Source organism: Singulisphaera chitinilytica (assembly GCF_049331405.1).
Taxonomy (GTDB): Bacteria; Planctomycetota; Planctomycetia; order Isosphaerales; family Isosphaeraceae; genus PoT.
The window spans coordinates 685,308-709,861 of sequence record NZ_CP186274.1; the positions used below are offsets into that span (position 1 = coordinate 685,308).

General features: G+C 64.6%; 17 protein-coding genes. 7 read left to right on the forward strand and 10 right to left on the reverse strand.

From position 1 onward, the window contains the following. Positions 1-279 precede the first annotated feature (279 nt). The 7 genes from ACOYYX_RS02535 to ACOYYX_RS02565 form a co-directional block, all read right to left on the reverse strand. Positions 280-555 (reverse strand): hypothetical protein, encoded by a 276-nt coding sequence (locus ACOYYX_RS02535; RefSeq protein WP_422928363.1) that lies wholly within the window; start codon positions 553-555, stop codon positions 280-282. 59 nt (positions 556-614) lie between these two features. After that, positions 615-1,385, reverse strand: a complete 771-nt coding sequence (locus tag ACOYYX_RS02540; RefSeq protein ID WP_422928364.1) for a hypothetical protein — start codon at positions 1,383-1,385, stop codon at positions 615-617. Positions 1,386-2,419: 1,034 nt separating this feature from the next. Continuing rightward, positions 2,420-4,108 (reverse strand): DnaB-like helicase N-terminal domain-containing protein, encoded by a 1,689-nt coding sequence (locus ACOYYX_RS02545; protein ID WP_422928365.1) that lies wholly within the window; start codon positions 4,106-4,108, stop codon positions 2,420-2,422. Between the two features lie 331 nt (positions 4,109-4,439). After that, positions 4,440-4,745, reverse strand: coding sequence for a helix-turn-helix domain-containing protein (locus tag ACOYYX_RS02550; protein WP_422928366.1), 306 nt, complete (start codon positions 4,743-4,745; stop codon positions 4,440-4,442). Positions 4,746-4,849: 104 nt separating this feature from the next. After that, a complete protein-coding gene (locus ACOYYX_RS02555; RefSeq protein WP_422928367.1) occupies positions 4,850-6,037 on the reverse strand; it encodes a hypothetical protein in 1,188 nt (395 codons plus the stop codon). A 145-nt stretch (positions 6,038-6,182) separates the two neighbouring features. After that, positions 6,183-7,325: a tyrosine-type recombinase/integrase gene (locus ACOYYX_RS02560; protein WP_422928368.1), complete on the reverse strand. Its 1,143-nt coding sequence runs from the start codon at positions 7,323-7,325 to the stop codon at positions 6,183-6,185. Between the two features lie 206 nt (positions 7,326-7,531). Further along, the gene (locus tag ACOYYX_RS02565; RefSeq protein WP_422928369.1) at positions 7,532-8,068 is read right to left on the reverse strand and encodes a TetR family transcriptional regulator; all 537 of its coding nucleotides are present in this window, start codon (positions 8,066-8,068) and stop codon (positions 7,532-7,534) included. Between the two features lie 340 nt (positions 8,069-8,408). Here ACOYYX_RS02565 and ACOYYX_RS02570 point away from each other — a divergent pair, with 340 nt between their 5' ends. The 3 genes from ACOYYX_RS02570 (at position 8,409) to ACOYYX_RS02580 (ending at position 13,860) form a co-directional block, all read left to right on the forward strand. Beyond that, positions 8,409-9,875 (forward strand): efflux RND transporter periplasmic adaptor subunit, encoded by a 1,467-nt coding sequence (locus tag ACOYYX_RS02570; protein WP_422928370.1) that lies wholly within the window; start codon positions 8,409-8,411, stop codon positions 9,873-9,875. Between the two features lie 77 nt (positions 9,876-9,952). Next, positions 9,953-13,219, forward strand: coding sequence for an efflux RND transporter permease subunit (locus ACOYYX_RS02575; RefSeq protein ID WP_422928371.1), 3,267 nt, complete (start codon positions 9,953-9,955; stop codon positions 13,217-13,219). Continuing rightward, positions 13,216-13,860, forward strand: coding sequence for a TetR/AcrR family transcriptional regulator (locus ACOYYX_RS02580; RefSeq protein ID WP_422928372.1), 645 nt, complete (start codon positions 13,216-13,218; stop codon positions 13,858-13,860). The genes ACOYYX_RS02575 and ACOYYX_RS02580 overlap by 4 nt, the downstream gene beginning before the upstream one ends. 15 nt (positions 13,861-13,875) lie before the next feature. Here ACOYYX_RS02580 and ACOYYX_RS02585 read toward each other — a convergent pair whose 3' ends face one another. Continuing rightward, a complete protein-coding gene (locus ACOYYX_RS02585) occupies positions 13,876-14,553 on the reverse strand; it encodes a helix-turn-helix transcriptional regulator (RefSeq protein WP_422928373.1) in 678 nt (225 codons plus the stop codon). A 128-nt stretch (positions 14,554-14,681) separates the two neighbouring features. Here ACOYYX_RS02585 and ACOYYX_RS02590 point away from each other — a divergent pair, with 128 nt between their 5' ends. From ACOYYX_RS02590 to ACOYYX_RS02600, 3 genes are all read left to right on the forward strand, one after another. Then, positions 14,682-15,320: an NADPH-dependent FMN reductase gene (locus ACOYYX_RS02590; protein ID WP_422928374.1), complete on the forward strand. Its 639-nt coding sequence runs from the start codon at positions 14,682-14,684 to the stop codon at positions 15,318-15,320. Between the two features lie 624 nt (positions 15,321-15,944). After that, positions 15,945-19,298, forward strand: coding sequence for a PAS domain-containing protein (locus tag ACOYYX_RS02595; protein WP_422928375.1), 3,354 nt, complete (start codon positions 15,945-15,947; stop codon positions 19,296-19,298). A 106-nt stretch (positions 19,299-19,404) separates the two neighbouring features. Then, the gene (locus tag ACOYYX_RS02600) at positions 19,405-19,767 is read left to right on the forward strand and encodes a hypothetical protein (RefSeq protein ID WP_422928376.1); all 363 of its coding nucleotides are present in this window, start codon (positions 19,405-19,407) and stop codon (positions 19,765-19,767) included. A 27-nt stretch (positions 19,768-19,794) separates the two neighbouring features. On the opposite strand, the gene ACOYYX_RS02605 is transcribed toward ACOYYX_RS02600, so the two are convergent. Further along, positions 19,795-20,580, reverse strand: coding sequence for a hypothetical protein (locus tag ACOYYX_RS02605; protein ID WP_422928377.1), 786 nt, complete (start codon positions 20,578-20,580; stop codon positions 19,795-19,797). 648 nt (positions 20,581-21,228) lie between these two features. Between ACOYYX_RS02605 and ACOYYX_RS02610 the strand changes: the two genes are divergently transcribed. Further along, positions 21,229-21,546, forward strand: coding sequence for a hypothetical protein (locus ACOYYX_RS02610; RefSeq protein WP_422928378.1), 318 nt, complete (start codon positions 21,229-21,231; stop codon positions 21,544-21,546). 160 nt (positions 21,547-21,706) lie between these two features. Here the strand turns inward: ACOYYX_RS02610 and ACOYYX_RS02615 are convergent, their stop codons facing one another. Then, on the reverse strand, positions 21,707-24,289 hold the full coding sequence (locus ACOYYX_RS02615; RefSeq protein ID WP_422928379.1) for a bifunctional YncE family protein/alkaline phosphatase family protein: 2,583 nt from the start codon (positions 24,287-24,289) through the stop codon (positions 21,707-21,709). Positions 24,290-24,554: the final 265 nt, after the last annotated feature.

The window sequence follows — 24,554 nt, forward strand, 5'->3', positions numbered from 1 at the left end:
GTCCGTGGCAGCCCGGATTAACTCGATGGCTGTTGTCTTATCCCAGCCGGTCGGCTCGATCACGATCGACAGCCCAGCTTGACCCACCGCTACCGTGGTACGCTCGAGCGGCCAATTCAACATGGCCTGCGCCCGGGCGTGCAACTGCTTCGCAGTTTCTAGGAGATCATCCTCAGTCTGCTCGATCGAGTCGGCTTTATCCTTCGATTTGGCTGCCATTCGTTAGGCCCTTGCTCTTAGGTGCTAGTTCAATCGTATGTCCACTCTGCTGGGGTGGGGTTATCGCCTCGGCGGTGTAAGCTCGACCTTCATGCTTCGGTCGGGTTCGTCGTACTTCTGGCCGTCGACGGGCCAGGACCAATGATTCCGGCGGGGGTACGGGCTGAATGGCATGGGCTTGGAGAAGTCTCGCAGAACTCCGGGATAAGGCCGGACGATGACAGGGGAATCGGGCTTGTCGGGCTTCAAGACCCCGACGATGACGGTCACGCCGGAGTGGCAATACTCGTCTTCAATGACCACCGGCTCGCCGACCTGGGGGATTCGCTGTTCCACGATGTCAGTCCTGAGGAAACGGGGCGGGGTTGCCGCCCCTCGGATGGGATGAGGTTGGGTTACCAGTTCCAGCGCCCCTCAGCCGGGTGGTCGGCGTAGTGGAACCGCTTCTCGGGTTCGCCGAAGCGAGAGTCGACCGCGGCATACACTTCCGACGTCGGGGACGAATCGTGGAACACATAGCCGATCGTGGCGCCGAGGAGCTGGCCGTTGTCGACGACCCGGATCCGGTCGCCTTTCTTCGGGATCCTCGCTTCGGGTGTCGCGCCAGCGAGGGCGGGCGAGGCCTGCAACTGAGTCGCGGGCGGCTGGCCCTCGGGCCAGGACCAGTGACCGGGCCGGGGCGAGGCGCTGAACGGCATCGGCCGCGAGAAGCTCCATCGCAAGCCTGCCTGGTGGGCCAACAGCACGTCGCTGGTCGGGTGACCGGGCTGAGACAGGCCGTTGACCATCACGGCCGCCTGCTTGCCGTCAAGGTCGGTGACCAAGACCCTGTCGAAGAGCTCGACGCCGCGATTGCCGCCACTGGCGCCTAGGTTCACGATCGGGGCCTGGACCGATGGCGAGGTGGTCGACTGAGGAGTCGAAGGGCCCCAGCCTCCAGTCAGGGGGACGGCCTGACCCCCTCTCCAGTTCCATTCACCCGGTCCGGGCGACCCGGCCGTGCGGGTGAGCGTGCGCTGGGCGATGGACCCGCCCGGCTTGTAGACGTTGGCCTCGACCGTCTTGCCATCGGGGGAGACCGAGAGGACCATCGCGGAGGCCGGTTGGCCGGCGATGCTCGTTTGGACCATGTCCCCGATGTCCGGCATGTGTTGGGCAATACTCATCGTTTATCCCTTCGAGTCGTGAGTCGCTGTTGGATTGAGATCTTCCCGGCCGATCCCGGGCGTCATGGGTTCAACTTCATCCGGCGGCGGGCAGGGGCCTCGGCACGCTCGGGTTAGCGGGCTTGGGTGGCTTCGGTGCGACGGGGCCTCGCGGCGCCTTCGGATTGGGTTTGGTCTTTGACACCGGAAAGCTCCTCGGATTGCGGATTCTCGGGGCGGAATGACCACATGCCTTCCACCGGCTCATCGATCGACTCGATCAATCTCCGAATCACGGTCGACCCGGGGATGCCGAGGGGTATATCGGCGGCGATGATGAAGCGTCCTTCGAACACTTCCAGGACCTCCTTGACTGACCCTCCGCGCAGCATCCCGTCGATTCGGGTGACGATGCCGTCGCCCGGTCGAGGGCTTCGGCTCCTAGGTCCTGCCAACGTCTGCCAGCCCGGCCGACCCCGATTCATAGGGGCTCTCCAGTCTCGAGCTGATCGATTCGAGGCCAGAGAACGTCCTCATATTTGCGGCCGGCCTCACGTATGAACCACTCGGGATCGCATACTGCTCGCAGAACCTGGATTCGCTCGCGATCGCCGCGGCGGCCTGCTGAGCCGAGCATCGCGAGGCGAGCGCGGACAGCATGTGGCCTTTGTGTGGCTTCGCCCCACGAAGGTGCGCCAGCCGTCGAGGCGCCAGGGCTACTGCCTCGAGGAGTTCGCGAGGCGGCGGCTCGGCGCCTTGGGCTAGATCTCGAAGCCTCCGGGGATTGCTTATGCGCTGCTGCACGGAAACCTCCTCTCGGGTTGCACGCATGCTTAGGTTGGGTCCAATTCTTGATTCCCGGACCCAACCTTGGGTCCGGCATAACCTCGGCCCTGTACCCGCTCGGGTCCCGGGACTCGGGTACCAGGCCCCCCACGTAGTGGGGGGGCCTCTGGACCCGAGCCCCCGAGCCCCGAATCCGGTCGGGTACTCCCGTGTGGACCCAGGCTTTCGGACCCGACCGGACCCATGCGGACCCGGTACCACAACAAATGTCAAAGCAGCAGCTCATGATCCTCGACCAGTTGATAGCCTGGGTAATTCTGGAAGCGGCCGCCGTTCATAGGGGTCGCGACCTGGACGGGGACGATCAGGCCCAGTCGCTTCATGTGGCCGATCACGGGATTGGCCCGGTCGAGCTTCCATCCGAGCTCTTCCCGGATGGTTTTGACGGTGGCCGCTCGATTCGGGGCCGCCTCGAGGAGTTTGATGGCCTCGCCGGTCCACTCGGCCATCGAACGCTCGGCCTTCTCTCGTTTTCGTTCTTCCTTCTCAACTTCACGCAGTCTCGCGGCTTCCTCGCGGGCCTCGGCCTGGGCGTCGCGTTGCTGGCTTGGGGAGGAGACGGAAACCTGCCATTTGCGGGTGTCATCCTCGCTCGTCAATTTTCCGACCTCGATGTCAATGGCTAGTTCCCCGCTGTGTCCCGCCGAGCCGCCGTACCGGAAATGCAGCCGAAACAGCCCTCGCTCGGGCTCATAGGCCTCGCGCGGCGAGAGTAGTAACCATTGCCTCAAAAATTGGCTCAACCCTGCATATGCAAACTCATTCAGTTCAGGTGGTGCAAACGGATCAACGCGTGATTTGACAAAATGGTGAGCCAATAGCGGCGTGCAACCTTCGCCCAAGCAAAGATCCGTCACATCTTTAAACATCGCACCCATGTCAAACATATTAGCAGCGTCGGTCTTATCAGATATCAGCATTAAATACAGAGGGTCCAATCCGAGCACTTCCAGGCCGTTGTCGACGATCGTCTTACGCAAGATTTGCAGGTGTGAAGGATCGTTCAGGCGGGGCAGGTTGAATCCCCATAGGAGGTCCGCCTCGCTTGGCGAGATCCCGCGTGCCCGGCAAATTTCGAGCGCGCTTCGTTGGATCGATCTCCGACCCGACTCGCCCGAAATCAACCCGCACCTGATCGGCTTCGGCACGGGGAACCATCCCAGGAATTGGGTCGCGGTGCTGAGGCTGACCATTGCATCGATCAATATCGATGTCTTCAGCGTTTTCATAGGGCCGCCGATGGCAGCCGGTTCGCCTCGGACTAGCAGGTTGCTGATGAGCCAGTCGACCGGATAGGCCCGGTCAAAGAACGTTTTGGAATCGACGAAATCAACGGCGAATGCGGAACGGTCCTGCACGGTCCCGAGCGTGCGATCGCGAAGCCTCTTCAGCTTGTCGAGCGTGACATCGAGTATGTCGGCGACGCTCGAGTGACCGGCGAGGAGGGCTCGAGACGCTTCCTCGGCGAGCTCGGCTGCCTCGCGTTTTCGGCTCTTTTCGGCGACGATCGTCGCGTGATAGACGGTGTTCTCGCAATGCGCGATCGAATCCAAGATCTCGGCCAGGCGATCCGTCGCATCCTTCGCGCCGCATCCCAGGTCGACCCACGCGTCCGCCACAGCGACGATGTCTATGGGCCTACCGTGCTTCGCGAGATCCGCCATTAGCCGGAAGATGACCGCATGATCCGGCCTGAAGAAGTCGCCAGATGAAACGATGGCAGAGACCTCGGGCCATCGCTCCGGATCTCTGAGGAGGGCTGCCAAAACTCCTGCTTCTGCGGGGACGTTGATCAACGATTCAACATCACCGCGCGTCGAGGGGTTCAGCCTTGCGATCGAGGCGAAATGGCCGTTCGGGTCAGCAGGATAGTGGCCGTTCCGCTGCTCAAAACCCACGGGCGCCTCCGCTCATCAACGCGGGGCGAACGGTAAACCCTCGCCTCTGGAGGGCCGCGGCCAAGCGCCGGGCCCTCTCAGATTGACCTCGACGGACCGCGAGGTATAGGGCCTCGGTCAGCTCGAGGTTGGCAACAGGTGGCGAAAGCAATCCTTCCCGAGGTGCTCCCCCAGCCATACTCTCGGCCGCAATGGGGGCAGGCTGTATGGGCCAAAGTCCCCTAACGATCGCCCTCAAGGCAGCCTTGAGATCGGATTGCAGCAGTCCAGGTTCGTGTGAAGGGTGCGCCATCGGGGCAACTCTCGAGAGGGGAACAGACAGGGGCTGAGCTCATACAGGCCCGAGAAGACGGTCAAGTTCACGATCGACATGCGCGTCGGCTCGTCTCGCCCGAGGGGGGCTCGCCTCATCAGTGTCCGAGTTCAACCTTGTGAGGAATGCTTCGAGGTCGCTTTGAGCGACCCGCCATCGGCCGCCAACTCGCGTCAGCCGTAGGGTGATGCGGCCTGGCCCTTGTTTCAGGCCGCTTTTGCCCCAGCGAAAGATGCTCACGGGGGAGACGCCGAGCTTGCGGGCGACCTCCGCGAGCGAAAGGAGACGATCCGCATCTGGCGGGTTCGACCGATGAGTGTGCATTTAAAAACTCCTGTCGGCGATAGGCGACGTTGGACGCCCTCTGACATGGAGTTTATGCAAGTGTCCAGAAGTGAAAAATGAAGGGAATTAAAGCAAAGTCAGCATCACTTCGCCTTGCTATTTCCGGGAGGCCTGCCCTTTTGTCGCGGAGGCGGTGGTGCGAGATTATGCCGCTCCGCATATCGCTTGGCGGCATCCCTGATCCCTTGGACGGAGTCGATGCTTTGCCAGCCGCTCTGCCTCTTCACGGCGTTGATGATCTTCTGATAGGCCGTCCCGTTGCAGCAGTTTTCATAGATGTATTTGTCCCGCGATTCCGTCTCTTCGTCGCGGAACACCTCTGCATCGACCCGTTTCTCGGGCTCTTCCGACGGCGAAAGGCTCAAGCGCCTATGAAGCTCCTGAACCCGGAGGACCTGCTCGACGGTCGAGTTGAGCCCCGGGTGACTTCGGCATTTCGAGAATTCCTTCGTCCCATCGAGTGCCGCGTCCTGCTTCGGCATCCCCCACTCGCTCTCAGGGGGGATGTCGATGTAGTCGTAAAGCAGATGGCAGGGCGGGGGCCCTGCCATGAACCGGGCAGAGAGGCGTGCATATCGCACATTGTCCCTGAAGCTAACGCGAGAAGGGTCGAAGGGAGCATCATCGCCGTCGGGAAGGATGTCCCAAAGCGACTCGAGTTCCATGAGCAGTGGTATATAGTGATCCAAGTATTCCTGCGTTTCGTCAATGAGTGTTGAACGTATCATTGGATCCTTCGGCAGCGGCTTCGCGGCCCTAACCTGCCCCTGGCCGGAGGCTGTGCACGTTCGATCAATGGGCAGCTTGTCGGCCCGCTCGATGGCGAACTTCAATTCGTCGAGAAAGGCTTCAGCGTCGTCCTCTCTCAGGCCAGCATCTATGACGGGCAGGGATTCGAAGTGTCGCAGCTTGATCAGCTTGTGATGACATTTCTTGAGAAGGTGGTAAAAGGCTCGCGGATCTACATCGTGGATTCCTCCCGCACCCCTCACAAGCTCCGCGATGAGCCTCAACCGCGGGATCGAGTGATCGAGGTATCGCCACAGGGATGGGAGGTCGCAGACTGTATCAAACGAGTCGAGATTCAAAGTCGGGAAGAAACGCCGGTCTAACCTGCGGCGTACACGGCCCGGGAGCTTCGGGTAAGGAAGCGACTCGGGAGCTTTCCACAGGTCACGCCGTCGTTGGCGTTTCTCATCGATTTTGCGTGAGCATTCTTCCCACGTCGAAAGATATGCGGCGACCCGGCCGGTCGGGGATGGTGCAGGCATGGAGTGTTCCCTATCTGCAGGCCAGCCCGGCCGAGTTGAAGGATAGGGACTTCATCTCGACCGGGCCATTTCAGTCCCCACCGCTTCGAATCAGTGGGGACAACCTATTCGTATAAGGTACACGCGTGCGCCGGCGCACACAAGCTCAGCCTATTTCTCCCATGATGTCGCGAGCTCGCTCGAGGTGCCGTTCCGCGTAGATTTGCGTCGTCTTCACGTCCATGTGGCCGAGAACCGATTGGGCCGCCTCGAGGCCGAACCGCTGGCGGATCGAGGTCGCGGCCGAGTGCCTCAGCCGGTTAGGGCCCCAAGCCGGGATCCCAGCCTTCTGGCATGCCAAAGTGATGGCATTGGCGTACGAGTTCTTCTGATAGCGTTCACGGAAAGATCGCTTTACAGCCCTCGGTCTGGAAATCGCCCCCCTCCCACTCGCCCGCCTGCGGGCCTCGGCATATCTCTTCGGACTGAACAAGTAGGCGTCCGGATCCTCGACGATCCATGGGACGAGGATCTCTTGAGCTTTAGGGCCAAGGAAAACGACCCTCCCTTGGCCCAGGTAATCCGTCTTGTGGCGCCTCGGGCGATAGAGCCAAACCTCGCCGTCTCGGGCGATATCCCCGGCACGCATGGCCATGACTTCGCCTGGCCGCATGCCAGTCAAGGCCTGTACCTGAATCATCGCAGCGACGGGCGGAGACACGAAACGGAGCACCGCCTGCACGTGCTCGGTCGGTACCGGCCGAACGGGCGCGGTCTCCCGGACCCCGTCGCGTCCCCGCTGGAGAGACCTCACGGAGCGGATCTCGTGCAGCACGGTCGCGGACACCAGTCGCTCCTCCGCGGCCCAACTGAACAGGGTCTTGATCTTCTTGATTCTCGCATTGGCGGTGTTGCGCGAGAGGCCCGCATCAATCATGGCCTTTCGCACCGACTTCAAGGCAGCGGCGTCGAAGTCCTCGGCCGGCGTGTGCGAGTACAACTTCCGCAGAGGTCGGATCGCGTCCTTGATGTTATCCACATGCCGCGTCGGCTTGCCGTCCCGCGTGAAGTGGCCTTCGGCATAGCGGAGGTAAGCGAGGAGCAATTCGCCGACCGAGACGCTCGCCTCCCGGGCCGCGTCCCGCCGCCCATTGGAGAGATACTCGGCGAGCACCCGGTCATACTCGGCCTTGCTGGCCGCGGTCCCATGGGGCCCGAGGTAGTGATCCCTGCCTGCCAGGGTTACGACCGCCTGGCCGCTGGCCCGGTGGAGTCGATAGGAGGGGAGTTTCTTGGTGAGTCTGGGCATGAGCGAGTCCCTTCTAGATCGCGCAAAACGGTATTTACCGTTTTGGCGTCGAGGTTCGGGCCGCTCTGCCCCACGCGGGCAGGTACGCTAAATCGTGCGTTCGGCAGTGGTTACGCAAGGATATCCGAAAGCCTTGCGGATTGCCAGGGCCATCCCGTCTGGGATGGCCCTTGTCGTTCAAAGGATTGAATGCGTGATAGAAGTGGTCACTGATTGATGTAGATCTCGAGGCTCCTGGCAAGGATGACGACGAGCCGCTCCTGCTCGGCCTCGGCGAGGGCCCGGGTGCGGAGCATCTGGTACATGATCGCGAAACCGGTGAGCTGGGCGATGATCATCGTCGCGCGGATCTCGGCGTCGGGGCCTTCCAGGCATTCGGCGAGCTGCCGAAGGTTGTTGCGGTCGAGGCTCGTCCGGATCATCTCGGCCGCCTGCGGCTCCGTCGCCGAGCGGAGCATGAGCAGGAGCGGGATCCGGTCCCGCTCTATGGTGTCCTCGCGGCCGTAGACCATCACCCGCGCCAGGCGCTCGGCCAGGGTCGCCCGGTCCCCCTCGATGAGGTAGCGGATGTTGAATGCCTGCTCGATCACCTCGGCGAAGAGGCCTTCCTTCGAGCCGAAATAGCGGTTCACGAGCGCGGCCGTCACCCCCGCGTCGGCGGCGATCTCGCGGAGCCCCGAGTGCTCGTACCCCTGGCAGGCGAAGCGTCGCGTGGCCGCCTCGAGGATCGCCGCGCGGGTCATCGCAGAATCGCGCCGACGGCTCGTTCCCCTCTCGGCAGGCGGCAAGGCTCTCCTCCTTCACCCGAAAGCAGTCAAGTAAACGCGGGTTGACTTCGGAAGGCAATCGCCTTACGGTTATGTCAACGGCCGTTGACTTAAGGCCAGGTCTCGATCTTTCATAAGGGACGGGAGCCGATTCTACCGGGGCGCGCCGGCCTCTCCTAGGGCGGGTGCGTCGATCGGGGCGATCGCGGTCCGTACCCGGCCAAACCACGCCTCGGCCTCCTCGCGAAACGGCTCTGAGAGCCGCTGCGCCGGGGCCGCGCCGACGCGTGACCGGGCTTTCCGGGAGTTGCGGAGCATGAGTCAGATTCGTCGCTCGAACGGCCTCTCGAAGGCCCGCTCGGCTGGTTGCGCGCTGGGTGCGCTCGCGCTGCTGATTTCGTCGGGGTGCAAGAAGCCGGCCGCGATGGCGGCGCCACCACCGCCGACGGTCGGGGTGGTCGACGCCAGGCGGATGACCGTGCCGATCCTGGCCACGCACAACGGCACGACGAGGGCGTTGCGCGAGGTCGTCGTCCGGGCCCGGGTCCGCGGCTTCCTCACCGAGGTGAACTTCCAGGAGGGGGCCTTCGTCAAGAAGGGGCAGCTCCTCTTCGTGATCGACGACGAGTCGTACAAGGTGGCGCTCCAGTCGGCCCGCGCCAGGCGGACCGAGGCCGAGGCGTCGCTGAAGAAGGCCGAGAAATCGAAGTCGCGCGAGGTCGCCGCGGCGCAGCTCGCCCTCGACCAGGCCCAATTAAAGCTGAGCCTGATCGACGAGCATCGGAGTCGCAACCTGCTGGCCAGGAGCGCCGGCTCTCGCGAGGACCTGGACAAGGCCGAGTCGAACCACCAGCGGCTCGAGGCCCAGGTCGAGGCCGACCGGGCCAACCTCGAGCAGGCGAGGACCGACTACGAGGTGGCCCTGCTGACCGCCAAAGCCCAGGTGGAGGCCGCGGCGGCGGCGGTCCGCGACGCCGAGATCAGCCTCGGCTATTGCCGGATGTATGCGCCCATCGACGGCCGGATCGGCGAGGCCAAGGTCAAGGTCGGCAACCTCGTCGGCCCCGACGCCGGCAGCGGCTATACCGAGCTGGCGAGCATCCAGCAGCTCGACCCGATGGGCGTCGACGTGCAGATCAGCTCGCGATTCCTCGCGAGGGCCACCCGGCAGGTCCAGGACGGGCTCTACGGCACCCTGACCTGCCCGGGGCCCGACGGGGACATCGAGCACCCCTATCGCGCCGAGTGCTTCTTCATTGATAATATGATCAATTCGACGACGTCGACCGTCCTGGTCAAGGTGAAGGTGGAGAATCCCCACGGGACGCTCCTGCCCGGCGAATACGTCAACCTGACCATCGAGGCCGACCGCGTGAAGGACGCCGTCGTCGTGCCCGAGTCGTCGGTGATGGAGACGGAGGCCGGGCCCGTCGTCTATCTCTTGGATAAAGAGGGCAAGGTCGCCATCCAGCGCGTGAAGGCGGCCCAGGCCTACGAAGGGCTCCGGATCATCTCCTCCGGGCTCGAGGCGGGGGTCCCGATCATCGTCCAGGGGCTCCAACTCGTCCGGCCGGGCAGCCCCGCGAAGGCGGTCCCGGCCGTTTTGCCCAGGGAGGTCGACGGGCCGAAGGTCGCGAAGACCGAGTCGGAGCCCGCGCCGCAACCGAAGCCCGAGGCCAAGTCGGTGCCCGCCGTGCAGCCGGGCGGGCCGAGGTCGGCCGTGGACCCGGGGCCGTCGGCCTCGGAGCCCGCCGGCAAGCCCAACGTCGCGAACAAGCCCTGAGCCGACCCGAACGAGTCATCGTACCCTTCGCCGTGTCCAGCCCCCACCCGTGATCCGTACGTGAGTCTCATCCAATTATGGTGAATTTCTTCATCAAGAGGCCGATCTTCGCGACCGTGATCGCCCTCCTCATGATGCTGGTCGGCGGCATCTGCGCCTTCCTGCTGCCGATCGCCCAGTACCCCCAGATCGCGCCGCCGCAGGTCCAGATCACGACGACGTACACGGGGGCCGACGCGCTGACCGTGGCCGAGACGGCGACCACGCCGATCGAGCAGCAGCTCAACGGCACGAAGGGGATGATTTATTTCTCCTCGGACAGCACCGGCAACGGCGTGGCGAACATCGTCGCGACGTTCGACGTCGGCTATCCCCAGGACATCGCCGCCGTCGACATCCAGAACAAGGTCCAGACGGCCACGCCCACGCTCCCCCCCGAGGTGAAGCAGTACGGAGTCTCGATCAAGAAGACGTCGACCGACATCGTCTGCGTCGTCAACCTCATCGACAACTCGGGCAAGGGGCTCTATGACGCGAACTTCCTCGATAATTACGGGCAGATCTACGTCGCCGACTCGATGAAGCGGATCAAGGGGGTCAGCGACGTCACCGTCTTCGGGCGCAAGTACGCCATGCGGGTCTGGCTCGACCCCGACCGCATGGCCGAGATGCGGATCGCGCCTTCGGAGGTGATCCTGGCGGTCCAGCAGGAGAACTTGCAGGCCGCCGCCGGCAAGGTCGGGGCCCAGCCGATGCCCCAGAAGCAGGCCTTCGAGTTCCCGATCACCGTCAAGGGGCGGCTCAGCCGGGTCTCCGAGTTCGAGGAGATCATCGTCAGGCGCCAGGACGACGGCGCGGTCGTCCGGCTCAAGGACGTGGCGAACATCGAGCTGTCGTCCGAGAACTACGAGACCTCCGGCTACCTCGACGGCAAGCCCGCCGGCGCGATCCCGGTCTACCAGTACGCCGACGCCAACGCACTCTCGATCGTGGAGCAGGTCCGGGCGGAGATGGACCGCCTCGCCAAGAACTTTCCGCCCGGGCTCGAGTATCGTATCGCGTATGACACGACGCGTTACGTGGAAGAAAATATCGAAGAAGTCGAGCATACGCTCGTGGAAGCGTTCGTGCTCGTCATGATCGTGGTGTTCATCTTCCTCCAGGGGTGGCGGGCCACGATCATCCCGATGCTGGCGATCCCGGTGTCGCTCGTGGCGACGTTCGCCCTGATGGCGGCCTTCGGGTTCTCGCTCAACTCGCTGACGCTCTGCGGCCTCGTGCTGGCGATCGGCCTGGTGGTGGACGACGCCATCATCGTGGTCGAGAACGTCGAGAAGTACCTGCACCGGGGGTTGAAGCCCCTCGCGGCCACGAAGGCGGCGATGGCCGAGATCACCACGCCCATCGTGACGATCACGCTCGTGCTGGCGGCGGTATTTGTGCCGGTCGCGTTCATCCCCGGGATGACGGGACGGCTCTACAATCAGTTCGCCATGACGATCGTCTTCTCGTTCGTCTTCTCGGCGTTCAACTCGTTGACGTTCAGCCCGGCGATGTCGCGCCTCTTCCTCAAGGCCAAGCATGGCGAGACGAGGTTCTTCTTCTTCCGCTGGTTCAACGCCGGGATGCGTTGGCTCGAGAATTCGTATGACTCGATCCTGGAGTTCACCGCGAAGCACTGGTGGACGATCGTCGCGCCTTCGGCCGCCTTGCTCGGCCTGACGGCCTGGATGCTCATGGATCGCCCCAAGTCGTTCATCCCCACGGAGGACCAGGGGTACTTGCTCGCGGTGATCCAGGCCCCCGACGGCACGAGCCGGGACGAGACCTCGCGGATCGTCAAGCGCGTCGAGAAGATCGCCATGGAACTCCCCGGCGTGGAGCACGTCGTCACCCTCGACGGCATGAATGTCCTCAACGGCACGAACCAGAGCAATTGCGGGATCGTCTTCCTGCCGCTCGTCGAATGGTCGAAGCGCAAGACCCCGGAGCTAAGAGCCGCGGGCCTGGCCCAGCAGCTCCAGGGGAAGATGGCGGCGAACATCCGGGACGCCCTCGTGATCGTCCTCCAGCCCCCGCCGATCCGGGGCCTGAGCCAGACGGGCGGCTTCGAGATGATGGTCCAGGACCGCTCGGGGAAGGGGCCGCAAGCCTTGCAGGCGGTCATCGACCAGTTCCAGGCCGAGGCGAGGAAGCGGCCCGAGCTCGCGGGGGTCTTCTCCTCCTTCTCGGCCCGCGTCCCCCAGCTCAAGTTCGACCTCGACCGCACCAAGGCCCGCCGCCTGGACGTGCCGATCTCCGATGTCTTCGCCACGCTGCAGACGAACTTCGGGTCGTATTATGTCAATGACTTCAACCTCTACGGCAAGGTCTGGAAGGTCTTGATGCAGGCCAAGGGGGAGGTCCGACAACGACCCGAGGACATCCAGGATCTCTTCGTCCTGAACCGGCAAGGGCAGAAGGTTCCGCTCAGCTCGCTGGGCAAGGTCGAGTACACGCTGGGGCCGATCGACGTGCCGCACTACAACCTCTATGCCGCCGCGAAGGTCAACGGCGGGGCGGCCCCCGGGTATAGCTCGGGGCAGGCGCTCGCGGCCATGGAAGAGGTCGCGGCGAAAGTGCTGCCAGATGGGTTCGGGTTCGAGTGGACCGGCACCACCTTCCAGGAGCAGAAGACGGGGAACCTCGCGGTCTTCATCTTCAGCCTCTCGGTCGTCTGCGTCTTCCTGTTCATGGCCGCGCTTTACGAGAGCTGGATCAGGCCGCTGGTCATCATCCTGACGGTCCCCCTGGCCATGTTCGGCGCCATCATCGGGCTCTGGCTCTACGACATGCCGCTGGACGTCTTCGGGCAGATCGGGCTGGTCATGCTCATCGGGCTCGAGACCAAGAACGCGATCCTCATCGTCGAGTTCGGCGTGGAGATGCGGCAGAAACACGGGATGGGGATCGTCGAGTCGGCGAAGGCGGCGTCGCGAGAGCGGCTGAGGCCCATCCTGATGACCTCGTTCGCGTTCGTCATGGGGGTCTTGCCGATGGCCAGGGCCACCGGTGCGGGGGCATATAGCCGGAACTCCCTGGGGATCGTCATCGCCTTCGGGATCGCGGTGAGCACCATCCTCGGCCGGTTCGTGATCCCGATCTATTACGTCCTCGGCGAGCGGCTCATCGATTTCTTCGGCCGGAACCGCAACGAGGGCGAGGACGAGGATGAGACCCCCGCCGAAGCCCACATGAACGGGGCTTCGACGCACCATCACGGCGCGATCCACGGCGCGGCCGCGCACGGCTCCCACGTCCGCCCGGTGCTGGCGGGGAGCGAGCACGCCGAGGCGACGTCATGAGGCCGCTCCCCCAGCAAAGACCCGCGGTCGAGAAGGATTCGGAGACAACCCGGGCGGCCATCCTCAAGGCGGCGACGTTGGTGTTCGCCGCTCGGGGGTTCTCGGGCGCCTCCATCCGCGACATCGCCGACGCCGCCCGCATCAACAAACCGGTGATCTATCACTACTTCAAGAGCAAGCAGGGCCTCTTCGAGTCCGTGAAGGATGGGCTCGTCGCCGCGAGCGCACTACGCGAGGCCGAGGTCGACGCGGACGAACGCCAGCCCGAGGATCTCCGCGGCGAGGTCGAGAGGCTCTTCGCGTTCTTCCGGCGCGAGGCGGTCCTCCTGCGGGTCGACGCCTGGTCTCGCCTCGAGCAGGGCTGCGGCGTCGGGCCGGGGGATGTCGGCGTGCTGCGGGCGCTCAGGGATCGCCTCGAGCGAGCGAAGGGTCGGCGGATCATCCGGCAGGACGTCGATCCGGGGAGCCTGGCGATCATGCTCGCGGGCCTCGTCTCCTACTGGCTCGGCGGGCTCGGCTTCTCGGGGGGATTCGACGAGGATCGCATGGACGATCCCAGGCGTCTTCAGCAGGCGATGGCTCTCGTCGAGTATGCCCTGGCCCCTGCGCCGGAGGCCCTCTCCGTCGGCCTCGGCTCCTGACGGTCGGATCTCGGTTCAAGCGGGCTTGCCTCGTCGACTCGACGCCTTGACCTGCGAAACCTCGTAGACGCAGCGGCGGTCGCCGGAGACGATGTGCTCGGTCCGCTCGACGGCGGCCGAAGGCCCCAGCACGTCGCGGAAGAGGTCGAGCTCGGATCGGCAGAAGCCCTCGAAGGTCGTCGCTGCCACGCAGATGGGGCAGTGGTTTTCGATCAGGATGTGCTCATTCCCCTCCGACCTCGCCTCGGCCATGTACCCTTCGCGGGTACGGGCCTCGGCCAGTCGCGCGACGCGCTCACCCAGGTCCTTCGCCCCTCCGAGCATGGCTCTGTAAGCCGCCTTGGCCTCGGCGGATCGCGCCTCAAGTACGCGGGCGAGGGCCGCCTCGCCAAGCTCGGCCTGGATTGTGCGGAGGAGTTGGGCGGCGAGCTCGGCGTGGGCGTCCGGGAACCGGGCGTTCCCCGCGTCCGTCAGGTTCCAGACCTGCGCCGGGCGCCCGACCCCGCGCGCTTCTGAGCTCGATGAGACGAGGCCATCCCGCTCGAGCCGGGCGAGTTGCTGGCGCGCCGCCTCGCCGGTCACGCCCGCGGCTTTGCCAAGTTCGGCCGTCGTCCGAGGCCCCCGGGCCTTCAAGAGGCTCAGGAATCGGTCCGACGAGGGGCGTCCTGCGTTTTCGGGGCGTTCGCTTGACATGGTCCGGCGGCCTGCCTACTTTTCAAAGTGAGAACTTGGAAAATTGTAGCGGACGACAGGGCCGGTCGCAACGTACAGTCTATTGATATGGGAAGTTGCAGAGATCCTGTGGAAAGGATGAGTCCGGGATGATCTCAACGTATCCGACCGACCTCGAGGAGAATATCACCAGCGTCGTGGGAATTTGCGGGAGCCTCCGGAACGGCAGCTACACGCGGCAGGCCCTCTCTATCGCCCTGAAAGGGGCCGAGGAGGCGGGGGCGCGGGCCCGCATGATCGACCTGCGAGACTATCGGCTCCCGTTCTGCGGCCAGGAGGATGACGTCGAGGGGCGGGAGGGGGTCGATCGCCTGCGCCTGGATGTCGCCCAGGCGCAAGGAGTCATCCTCGGCACGCCGGAGTACCACGGGAGTTTCAGCGGCGTGCTCAAGAACGCCCTGGATTTCCTGAGCATGACCGAGATGCGGGGGAAAGTAGTCGGATTGATCGGAGTCGCCGGGGGCACGATGGGGGCCAATAATGCCCTGAATGACCTCCGCTCGGTGAATCGCGCCCTGCACGCGTGGGTCGTCCCCGACCAGGCCTCCATCGCCGAGGTCCACCGGGCCTTCGATAACTCCGGACAGCTCAACGATCCGAAGCTGACGGCGCGCCTCAAGGGGGTCGGCCGGGAGGTCGCCCGATTCGCGTATCTGCATTCGTCGAAGCAGGCGCTCGAGTTCCTCAAAGCCTGGGAAGAGACGGCCCTGGCCGAGGTCGGTCAGTGAGATTTGCGCGACCTCGCAATGAATCCCAACTGCCCGACTCTCGAAGTGATCGGCTCGGGCGGATTGAGCAGAACATTTCCTGACCAGGTTCCGGGCTCGCCTCCAGGCTGGTCGGGCGTCTGAGACGTTCCGCGGATATGTTCCGCCCAGCCGGGGCGAGGACGCAGGGCTCGACGCCTATCCTCGAAGGACCCGGAACCTCAACAGCGACGCGATGTTGCGCCGCGATCTCGGGGAAGATCTCGCCTCGCGGTGAATCAGGGCAACATGCACCGAGGTGTCCGGCCGAGTGCGTCTGGAAAATCCGGCGACGTTTGGCGATGATTCCCCGGCGGCTTTTTTCATGCCACGTCCGCGGGGATCTTCGTCGTTCATCGAATCTCCAATTCGACCTTTCTCGCGGGCAACGGGACTGCACGTCGGCCCTGGCCGTCGGCATGCGTGGCCTTCGAGGTATGAGCCCCGTCGCAAGGTTGTGTGGGGCGCTCGGTGCGGAGATTGGCGCGAAGCAGTTGGAAATCCTCTGAGTCGTCGAGCACAGGCAGGCACGATGAGGGGCCGAAGCGTAGGAATCGTTTGCTTTCGTGCGATGCTGGGAGGTTCGAAAGCCTCGAGTCGGGCAGGGTGACGGAACGGTTGCACCTCGACTTCGAGTCGACCCGCAGCATGCGAATCATGAAGGTCATTGGGCGACCCGTCCGCAATCCTGTCGGGATGGGTATCCGCAAGTGTCGGGATGAGATGATGACCGAGCCGTCCAAGTCAATGAACCATGGCAATGTTGCGGACGACGCGTTCTCGGCCGGTGATTCGAAGGAGGGTTATCGCCAGAAGCTTGCGCGGATCACGCTGGACACGATGAGGGGGCTCGTCGGCCTCCTCGATGCGAGCGGCAATGTCCTCGACCTGAACAGGGCTGCGCTCGAGTCCCTGTCCGCTCGGCTCGAAGACGTCGAGGGGAAGCCTTTCGGCACGGCATCCTGGTGGCAAGGTTCGGAGGATGCCCGCGCGACCGTTGCGGAGGCGATCGCTCGAGCCGCTCGAGGTGAGGCCGTCCGCTGGGATGCGGAGGTCCGGGTCGACGGCAGGTCGACGCTCCGCATCGAGGCCTCGCTCCGCCCGGCACTCGTCGAGGCAGGGCTCGTCGTGCTCATCGCCTTCGAGGGGCGTGAGGCCTCTGAGGCGATAGCCCACAGTGACGATCGTCGGAGCGAGGATTCGGCATGTTTTGATGAGTTGGAGGCGCGATTCTTCGCCGAAATCAGCGAGGAGCTCCGCACGCCCCTGTTATCAGTGAAAGCTTCGCTTGAAGGCGTCTTGGCGCAAGAATCGAAATTGCCCGCTGAGGATCGCCGGCGGTTGGAGCTGGCCCTCCGCCAATCCTCGCAATGGCTCGAGCACGTCGATGCGTTGCTCGATGCCTCGAGGGGCGGGGCCGCTCCGTTCGGGCCTAAGGATCGTGCCTCGCTGACATCCGACCTCGCCAGCTTGCTGCGGGCCGCGATCGAAGGAGCCAACCTGAAGCTCGTCGATGGCCCTCCTCATCCGGTATTGGGCCGCGTCGACGGCGAGTTGTACCACGAGGTCGCGCGGAACCTGATCTCCGACGCGTTCGGATTCATGGGGGCAAGTGCGGGGGATCCGGCTCAGACCGGCGCCCGCGAGTGGCTCGCGCGCCTGGCCTCGCAACTGGAACTGGCCAGGGTCCGTCGCGAGGCCGCGGCGGCGAACCAGCGATCCTCGAACATCCTGGAAAGCATCAACGAAGGCTTCCTTTCGCTCGATCGCGTCTGGCGACTCACCTACTTCAACTCCGCGGCCGAGCGGATCAACCAGTTGGCCCGCGAGGAGGTCCTCGGCAAGGACCACTGGAAACTCTTCCCGGGGACCGTCGGCACGAAGCTCGAGCGAGAATTCCGCCGAGCGGTGGCCGACAAGGTCGCGGTCTCGTTCGAGAATTATTTCGAGCCGCGCGGCCAGTGGTTCGAGATCAAGGCGTACCCCTCGGCGGAAGGCGGGCTCTCCGTCTTCTTCCGCGACGTCACCGGCCGCAAGCTCGCGGAGGAGGCGGTCCTCAAGAGCGAGGAACGCTACCGCGCCCTGGTCATGGCCAGCACCGACGTCGTGTACACCATGAGCCCGGATTGGACCGAGATGCGCCGCCTTGAGGGTCGGGAGTTCATTGCCGACATGCACGAGCCGAGCCAGACTTGGCTCCAGCAATACATCCATCCCGAGGATCAGGCGCTCGTCCTCGAGTCGATCAACGAGGCCATCCGCACCAAGAGCCCCTTCGAACTCGAGCACAGGGTCTTGCGCGTGGATGGGAGCCTCGGCTGGACCTATTCGCGGGCCATCCCGATCCTCGACGCCTCCGGCTCGATCGTCGAGTGGTTCGGCACGGCGAGCGACGTGACGCGGCGCAAGCTGGCCGAGGCCGAGCGGGAGCGGCTCGCCGCGTTGTCGGAGCGGCAGCGGAGGATCTACGAGGCGGCCCTGTCGAACACCCCCGACCTTGTCTATATCTTCGACCTCGACCATCGCTTCATCTACGCCAACGAGGCCCTCCTCGCCATGTGGGGCCGTTCCCGCGAGGACGCGAACGGCAAGACCTGCCTGGAGCTGGGATACGAGCCCTGGCACGCCGAGATGCACGACCGCGAGATCGACCAGGTCGTCGCCACGAGGCGGCCGATCCGCGGCGAGGTCCCCTTCACCGGGACCAATGGCCGGCATATCTATGATTATATCTTCGTCCCCGTCGTCGACACGGCCGGGAACGTGGTCGCCGTCGCCGGCTCGACGCGAGACGTCACCGAGCGGCAGGCGGCCGAGCAGGAGATCCGCGCCCAGTCGGAGCGCCTACGCGAGAACAACCTGCGCAAGGACGAGTTCCTGGCGATGCTCGCCCACGAGTTGAGGAACCCTCTCGCGGCCATCTCGAACGCGGTCCAGGTGGGCAAGCGGAGTCAGACGCCCGATCATCGCGAGTGGAGCCAGGGGATCATCGAGGCCCAGGTCAGGAACCTCTCGAGGATGATCGACGACCTGCTTGACGTCTCGCGCATCACGAGGGGGAAGATCCAGCTCCGGAAGCAGGGCCTGGACCTCGGCACCGTGGTTGCCTCGGCCGTCGAGGCGGTCCGCCCGTTCATCGAGGCGAGGAAGCATCGGCTTCTCGTGGACCTCGCCCCGGCCCTCCGCGTCGAGGGGGATCCCACCCGCCTGGAGCAGGTCGTGGTCAACCTGCTGAGCAACGCGGTGAAGTACACGGAGTCGAGCGGGCGGATCACGCTCGTCGCGCAGGACGACGGCCCCGACGCGGTCATCATGATCGAGGACAACGGCGTCGGCATGACCCAGGAACTGCTGGGCAGGGCCTTCGACCTCTTCGCCCAGGGGGACCGGACGATCGCCCGCTCCGAGGGGGGGCTCGGCATCGGCCTGACGCTCGTCAAGAGCCTCGTCGAGATGCACGGCGGCAGCGTCCTGGCCGAGAGCGGCGGGCCGGGCAGGGGGAGCCGGTTCACGCTTCGGCTCCCGCTGGCCCGCGACGGGTCGTCCGAGTCTCGAGGTCCCTCAGGGCCGGCGCCCGGCGAACTGGCCCAGGCCTCGCGGATCCTCGTCGTGGACGATAACGCAGACACGGCGCTCGGCCTGGCGCGGCTCCTGAAGATGCTGGGGCATGACGTCCGGACGGCCCACGACGGCCTGGCGGCCCTGGCGGAGGCCCGGGACCATCGTTCCGACTTCATCCTCCTCGACCTGGGCCTCCCCGGCATGGACGGCTACCAGGTGGCCCGGACGCTCCGCGACGAGGGCTTCGACCAGGCCGTCATCATCGCCATCTCCGGCTACGGCGAGGAGCAGGCCCAGATCCGATCTCGGGCCTCGGGCTTCGACCACCACCTGGTCAAACCCGTCGACTTCGATTCCCTCATTTCCCTGATCGGCAGCCCGCAACGCCCGTCGCGCTGAGACCTCGTAGATATGTTGACCCCCGCGAAGTAGAGTGGAAGCGTCCTCCTGGAGTCTCGGGCGCCGAGGCTCCCGCTTGAATCTCACTGACAGAGAGGACCATACCATGTCGGGTTCTCCGTCCGAGGTCCGGCCTCTGATCCCCCGAGGAATCTCACGCGAAGGGGCCATGATGTTCGGCGTGGGCATCCTTTCCATCGCCGCGATCCTGATCGCCGCGAGCCGTCGGGGACTTTTCGGCGACGTGGGTACCGAGACGTTCGGCCTGATCGGGCTCGCCCTTGCCTTCGTCGGCTTCCTCTACCTGATCCATATCTGGTGGGCCGATCGCTTCCGAATCTCGATCGGCCGCATCATGCTCCTGGTGGTGCTCCTGGCCATCCTGCTCCAGGCTTTCCTGGTCTATCGTAGCTGGATCCTCGATGGCTTGCCCAAGCCGCCCGGGACGACCGCGGCGGCCGTCAAATGACCACCGTCAGACGATCTCGGTGAGTCGTCATCGCGCCGGGTTGGTCGCGAGCGAGGCGTTCAACTCATATAAGGGCGTGTGATCGACCTGGACCAAGCCCCGGCGCGGGCGGTCGAAGTCGAGGACGACGAAGAGGACCAGGGCGAAGAGGATATTGAAGGCAGCCCACATCTCCGCGTGTCGCCTGCCGGATTGACCGGACGAATGCCCGATCAGCAGGCTCGAGACGATGACGCAGACTTCCAGCAGGACCACCACGGGGACCGGCAGGTGGTTGCGGATCGCCCAGGCCCGAGTGGTGTTGAGGTCGATGACCTCGTTCGCGGCGGGGATGATCTGGCTGGTGAGGACGACGCTGGAATTCGACAGGTTCGCGTCCTCGACGGTTGCCCACAACTCGTTCAGGAGCCGGTCCATCTCCCGGTTCGTCCGGGTGACCTCGCTCGGGTCCAGGCCGTTCTCGTAGAAGGCGATCCGGGCGGCCACGTATTTCCGCAAGGTCTCGCGGATCTGGCCCCGCTGGGGCTCGTGGAGCAGGCCCGCCCGCAGGTGGCAGGTGCCCGCCGCGTTGGCCTCGTCGAGGACGATCTTGCGCCTCAGGTCGTGACGGCTCGACGTCACCGAGAACGAGAACCCGAGCAGCAGGGCGACCAGGCCGAAGACGCTCCCCTTGAGCATGCTCGAGACGGTGCGCGAGGCCTCCGTCTCATCGTGGTGGAACCGGCGGCCGAGCCGATACCCGACCTCATCGGCGACGAACATCAAGGCGAGGAGGCTCGTGACAACGATCCAAGTAGGCCAGTCGTCGGGCATGGCTGCGATCTCGAGGGGATTTGCGGCATGGCCTTCGCCCGTTCGATGCGAACCGGACGTACGCTCATGTGTTCGAGTGAAATCTGGCGGTTGCTGCTTTGCACCCGCCACTCCTCCGGTGCCTCGGGCCACGATAGACCATCGCCGCCGGGATATCCAGGGTGCGCCGTCGGAGTTCGGCTATACGATCGCATCGAGGAGATCATCCGCAGCTACCCGTAATTCCTGTCGCGTGGGTTCTCTCCAGTATCGCCGAGGATTGCCGCACATCCAGCATGAACATGGTTTGCGATCGATCGCGCATCTCCGGACGGTTTGGTCTGTAAACAATTCTGGACTGATGAGCCAGGACAGATATCGAATCGCACGCTGCCTTGCTCGGTGGATCTGGTGGCGACGGAAGGCGAGGTCTCGCATTTCCAAGCATCCCCTGGACGACCCAATTCCGATGACCGTCATGACGGTGCGACTGGTCTGGATCAAGGATTTCAGCTCAACGCTATCGCCGCTGTCAGGTCTGGATGCAACGCGGGCCGATAAGGTTCAGGAGCCACCTTCTACGACATCACTTGGCGGCTTTCGCGGACCATGCCAGGCCCGAGAAAAATGTGGGTTGTAGGCTCACTTTGCATTGAAGGGGAGGTCGGAATGGACTTGGATCTCGAGTCGGGCCGGAAAATTCATCAGGCGACTGAGGACGACATCCTCGCCTACGTGGAGGGAGAGGATTTCGCCATACTCTCCCAGGATGAGGATTCGTACATGCAGTGCGCCGAGCAGCATGAGCCGCCCTATGAGTATTTACTGGAATACCAGGATAGATCGATCGAGCAGCACTACCGGGCGACGGATGAGCCGATCTCGCTCGATCGGGTCCTGTCCGCGTTCCTGAAGTACAAGCGTGGGGATGAGTCCTGGCGGGAAGACTTCCAGTGGGAAAAGATGGACTTATCCCAGGGCGGATGACCGCAAGAACGGGAGAAACAAGACTGGCGGGCGATGGGGATCGGCGTCGGGATCGAGGAGAGACGTGCGATTCGGCTTATGTGAGGATCATGCCGGGGAGACGAAAAAAGGGTGGCGCGATGCGTCGAGGGTATCGCGCCCCCCTTCGGTTCCTGGAGCCTTATCGTCTCGGGCTGCGGTTGGGGCGGTAGGCGATGGCGCGGCGGACGGGGGCGGGCATCGGGGCGTCGGTGCCCTTGACCGCGTACCAGAGGATCTCGTTCAGCTCGAAGTCGTCGATTCGGTCGTACTCGCTGAAGTCCATCTTCGACGAGCGATCGGCGCCGTAGGCCAGAGACGTGTTCTTGGCGTTGAGGTCGATCCTGGCCGGGAGATGGTCATAGGGGGTCAGGTCGGCCGTGTCGGTGAAGGAGTCGAACATGGGACGCGCGGCGGCGTCGAACTGGCTGAGGGGCTGGAGGCCCAGGATCAGCTCCATGGTGCGGATCATGCTCACGGTCTGATACTGTGTGCTGTCCAGGTGCTTGCGCCTGGCGTAGGGGCTGATGACCAGGCCCACCGTGCGATGCGCGTCGACGTGGTCGGGGCCATTCTGGGCGTCGTCCTCGATGACGAATATTGCCGTCTCCTTCCAGTACTTCGACTTGCTGACGGCGTCCACCAACCTGCCGAGCGCCAGGTCGTTGCTGGCCACGCAGGCCTGCGGCGTGAAGGCCCCCGGCGTGGTGCCCGAGGTGTGGTCCTCGCCCATGCTCATGACGATGAAGCGGGGGAGGTCGCCGTCCTTCTCATACTGGCGGAACTCCTTGAGGAAGGCCTCGACGTTATCGGTGTCGCGGTCGCGCTCGCCGGCGACCTTGGGGATGCCGTAGTCGGGGGCCATGTGGCCGACCAGACCCGGCACCGCCGCGTCGAACTTCACGCTCCCGTCGGGCTCGCTGACGCGCCGGCCGGCCTCGCGGTAGCTGCGGTAAGTCAGCCCCGCGCGGGCGCAGGCGTCCCAGAGATAGCCCGAGGGGGCCTTGGTCAGGTTCCCCTCGTCATCGTCGTCGATCCCCTCGCGCCTCGAATAGGTGAGCATCCAGTCCCGGGCGACGTAGTCGGTGTTGTACGCCATGGTCGACCAGGGGTGCCCGTCGCGCGAGACCTGGCCGTTGCAGTAGAGGTTGTCGAGGAGGACGAACTCCTCGGCGATCTTGTGGTGGTTCGGCGTGATCTCTCGCCCGAACATGACGAGGCTTGGGTCGCCGTTGCCCTTCTCGATGTCGCCGAAGACCTGGTCGTAGGTCCGGTTCTCCTTGATGATGTAGATAATATGCTTGATCGGCGATGGGTCGCCGACCTTCGTCGGGACGGCCGTCTTCGTCGGGTGAGGGGCGAGGGTGAGCTGCTCGTCGGAGTACGGGCAGTTCTTGTAGACGGTCGCGGTGTAGGCGGCCAGGGCCTTCTCGTCGGGGATCGGGACGATCGAGAGGGCGCCCGAGAGGGTCGTGCCGATGTGCGGGAAGGCGAGCTTCTTCTTGTTGGCCCGGGCCTTGGCCTGGGCCAGCTTCTCGAGGGCGAGGTCTCGCTCCGACTTCGGCCCGTCCCCCTTGCCGACGTGCGAGAAGAACGGGTTCGGCAGGGTCTGATTCCCCTTGCCGACGCCCACCAGCAGGTTCTTGCCGTCGGGGGTGACGGCGACGGCGGTCGGGTACCAGCCGGTCGGGATGAACCCCTTCACGCCGCTGCGGTTGGGGACGTCCACGTCGATGACGGCGACGCAGTTGTTGTCGGCGTTGGCGACGTAGAGGGTCTCGCCATCGGGGCTGACGACCAGGGCGTCGGGCGTGCTCCCCTCGGGGGCCCTGGGGAAGAGGCCGGTGAAGATCGTCTCGGTCACGTAGCCGCGCGTGGTGTCGATCACCGAGACGTTGTTGCTCGAGGCGTTGGCGACGAAAATGCGGTCATCCTTGGGGTGCCTGGCAATCTGGTTGGGGTGCTCCCCCACGCCGATCTTGGCGACCACGCGGAGGTCGGTCGGGTCGATCGCCAGGACGGAGCGGCCGGCCCAGTCGGAGACGTAGAGCCTCGAGCCGTTGCGGGCGAGGGCCACGTCATAGGGTCTGCCGCCGATCGTCGCGACGCGGGGGTTGGCCTTGCCGGTGGTATCGATCGCGGTGAGCGTGCCGGCCTCGACGTCGAGCGAGTAGAGGACCTTCGTGGCCGGGTCGAAGGTGATCCCGCCCTGGAAGTGCTTCGGCTCGGCGGCCTTCTGCTTCTTCGTCAGCGTGGTGGTATCCGGCTCCTTGGGGCCGACACGCTTGAGCTCCGTCCCCTTCAACTCGAACGTGTGCCGGATCCCGGTCCCGCCGCCGGCCCACCAGAGGCGTGAGGTCTCGGGGTCGTGGGCCAGGCCGAACCAGCTCTCGCGGACGTTCTCCTTCGCCGCGACTTTCTTGCTCTCGAGGTCGACGAGGGCGAGGTCGTGGTCGTTATAGCCGTTGCTGGCGACGAGCGCGTGCTTGCCATCGGCAAGGGGGAGGATATTCAGCGGCAGGTCGGGCAGGATGACCTGGGAACCGGCGGGGGAGATCGTCCAGCCATTGGGGAGCAGGTATCCCCCCTCGACGGGCCCGGCCGTCTTGGGCTTCTCCGCGGGGGCCGGTTTGTCGGCCGCGGGCTCCTGCTGCGCCAGGAGCGGCAGGGAGAGGGTCGCCGCCATTGCGACGACGATGGCTAATAAGTGCATGTGATTGCGCATGATGAGCTCGCTCGCGTGGTTCCGGTTTCCGGCCATCATGGGGGGACGGCCACGGGGGGGGAATCAAGGATGTCGACGGGTGTAGTCGCGATAGGTCGCCCGCGATCGCGAAGATTGGCAGGGTAGACGGTCCACAAGTAGGGGATATGATCGCCTCATGAACTTCTCGCGATGGTCCCGAAACTCCTCGGATTGCGAGAAGCGAGAGGTCTTACCCGTTGATTTTCGATAAAATCGATGATGATGCTTGGCAAAGGCCGGGCGG

What these genes read in the sequence shown, in the direction of transcription:
- ACOYYX_RS02540 (WP_422928364.1), bottom strand. Translation starts at nt 1,385, where the DNA reads ATGAGTATTGCCCAACACATGCCGGACATCGGGGACATGGTCCAAACG.
- ACOYYX_RS02550 (WP_422928366.1), bottom strand. Translation starts at nt 4,745, where the DNA reads ATGCACACTCATCGGTCGAACCCGCCAGATGCGGATCGTCTCCTTTCG.
- ACOYYX_RS02555 (WP_422928367.1), bottom strand. Translation starts at nt 6,037, where the DNA reads ATGCCTGCACCATCCCCGACCGGCCGGGTCGCCGCATATCTTTCGACG.
- ACOYYX_RS02560 (WP_422928368.1), bottom strand. Translation starts at nt 7,325, where the DNA reads ATGCCCAGACTCACCAAGAAACTCCCCTCCTATCGACTCCACCGGGCC.
- ACOYYX_RS02565 (WP_422928369.1), bottom strand. Translation starts at nt 8,068, where the DNA reads ATGACCCGCGCGGCGATCCTCGAGGCGGCCACGCGACGCTTCGCCTGC.
- ACOYYX_RS02570 (WP_422928370.1), top strand. Translation starts at nt 8,409, where the DNA reads ATGAGTCAGATTCGTCGCTCGAACGGCCTCTCGAAGGCCCGCTCGGCT.
- ACOYYX_RS02575 (WP_422928371.1), top strand. Translation starts at nt 9,953, where the DNA reads ATGGTGAATTTCTTCATCAAGAGGCCGATCTTCGCGACCGTGATCGCC.
- ACOYYX_RS02580 (WP_422928372.1), top strand. Translation starts at nt 13,216, where the DNA reads ATGAGGCCGCTCCCCCAGCAAAGACCCGCGGTCGAGAAGGATTCGGAG.
- ACOYYX_RS02585 (WP_422928373.1), bottom strand. Translation starts at nt 14,553, where the DNA reads ATGTCAAGCGAACGCCCCGAAAACGCAGGACGCCCCTCGTCGGACCGA.
- ACOYYX_RS02590 (WP_422928374.1), top strand. Translation starts at nt 14,682, where the DNA reads ATGATCTCAACGTATCCGACCGACCTCGAGGAGAATATCACCAGCGTC.
- ACOYYX_RS02600 (WP_422928376.1), top strand. Translation starts at nt 19,405, where the DNA reads ATGTCGGGTTCTCCGTCCGAGGTCCGGCCTCTGATCCCCCGAGGAATC.
- ACOYYX_RS02605 (WP_422928377.1), bottom strand. Translation starts at nt 20,580, where the DNA reads ATGCCCGACGACTGGCCTACTTGGATCGTTGTCACGAGCCTCCTCGCC.
- ACOYYX_RS02610 (WP_422928378.1), top strand. Translation starts at nt 21,229, where the DNA reads ATGGACTTGGATCTCGAGTCGGGCCGGAAAATTCATCAGGCGACTGAG.
- ACOYYX_RS02615 (WP_422928379.1), bottom strand. Translation starts at nt 24,289, where the DNA reads ATGCGCAATCACATGCACTTATTAGCCATCGTCGTCGCAATGGCGGCG.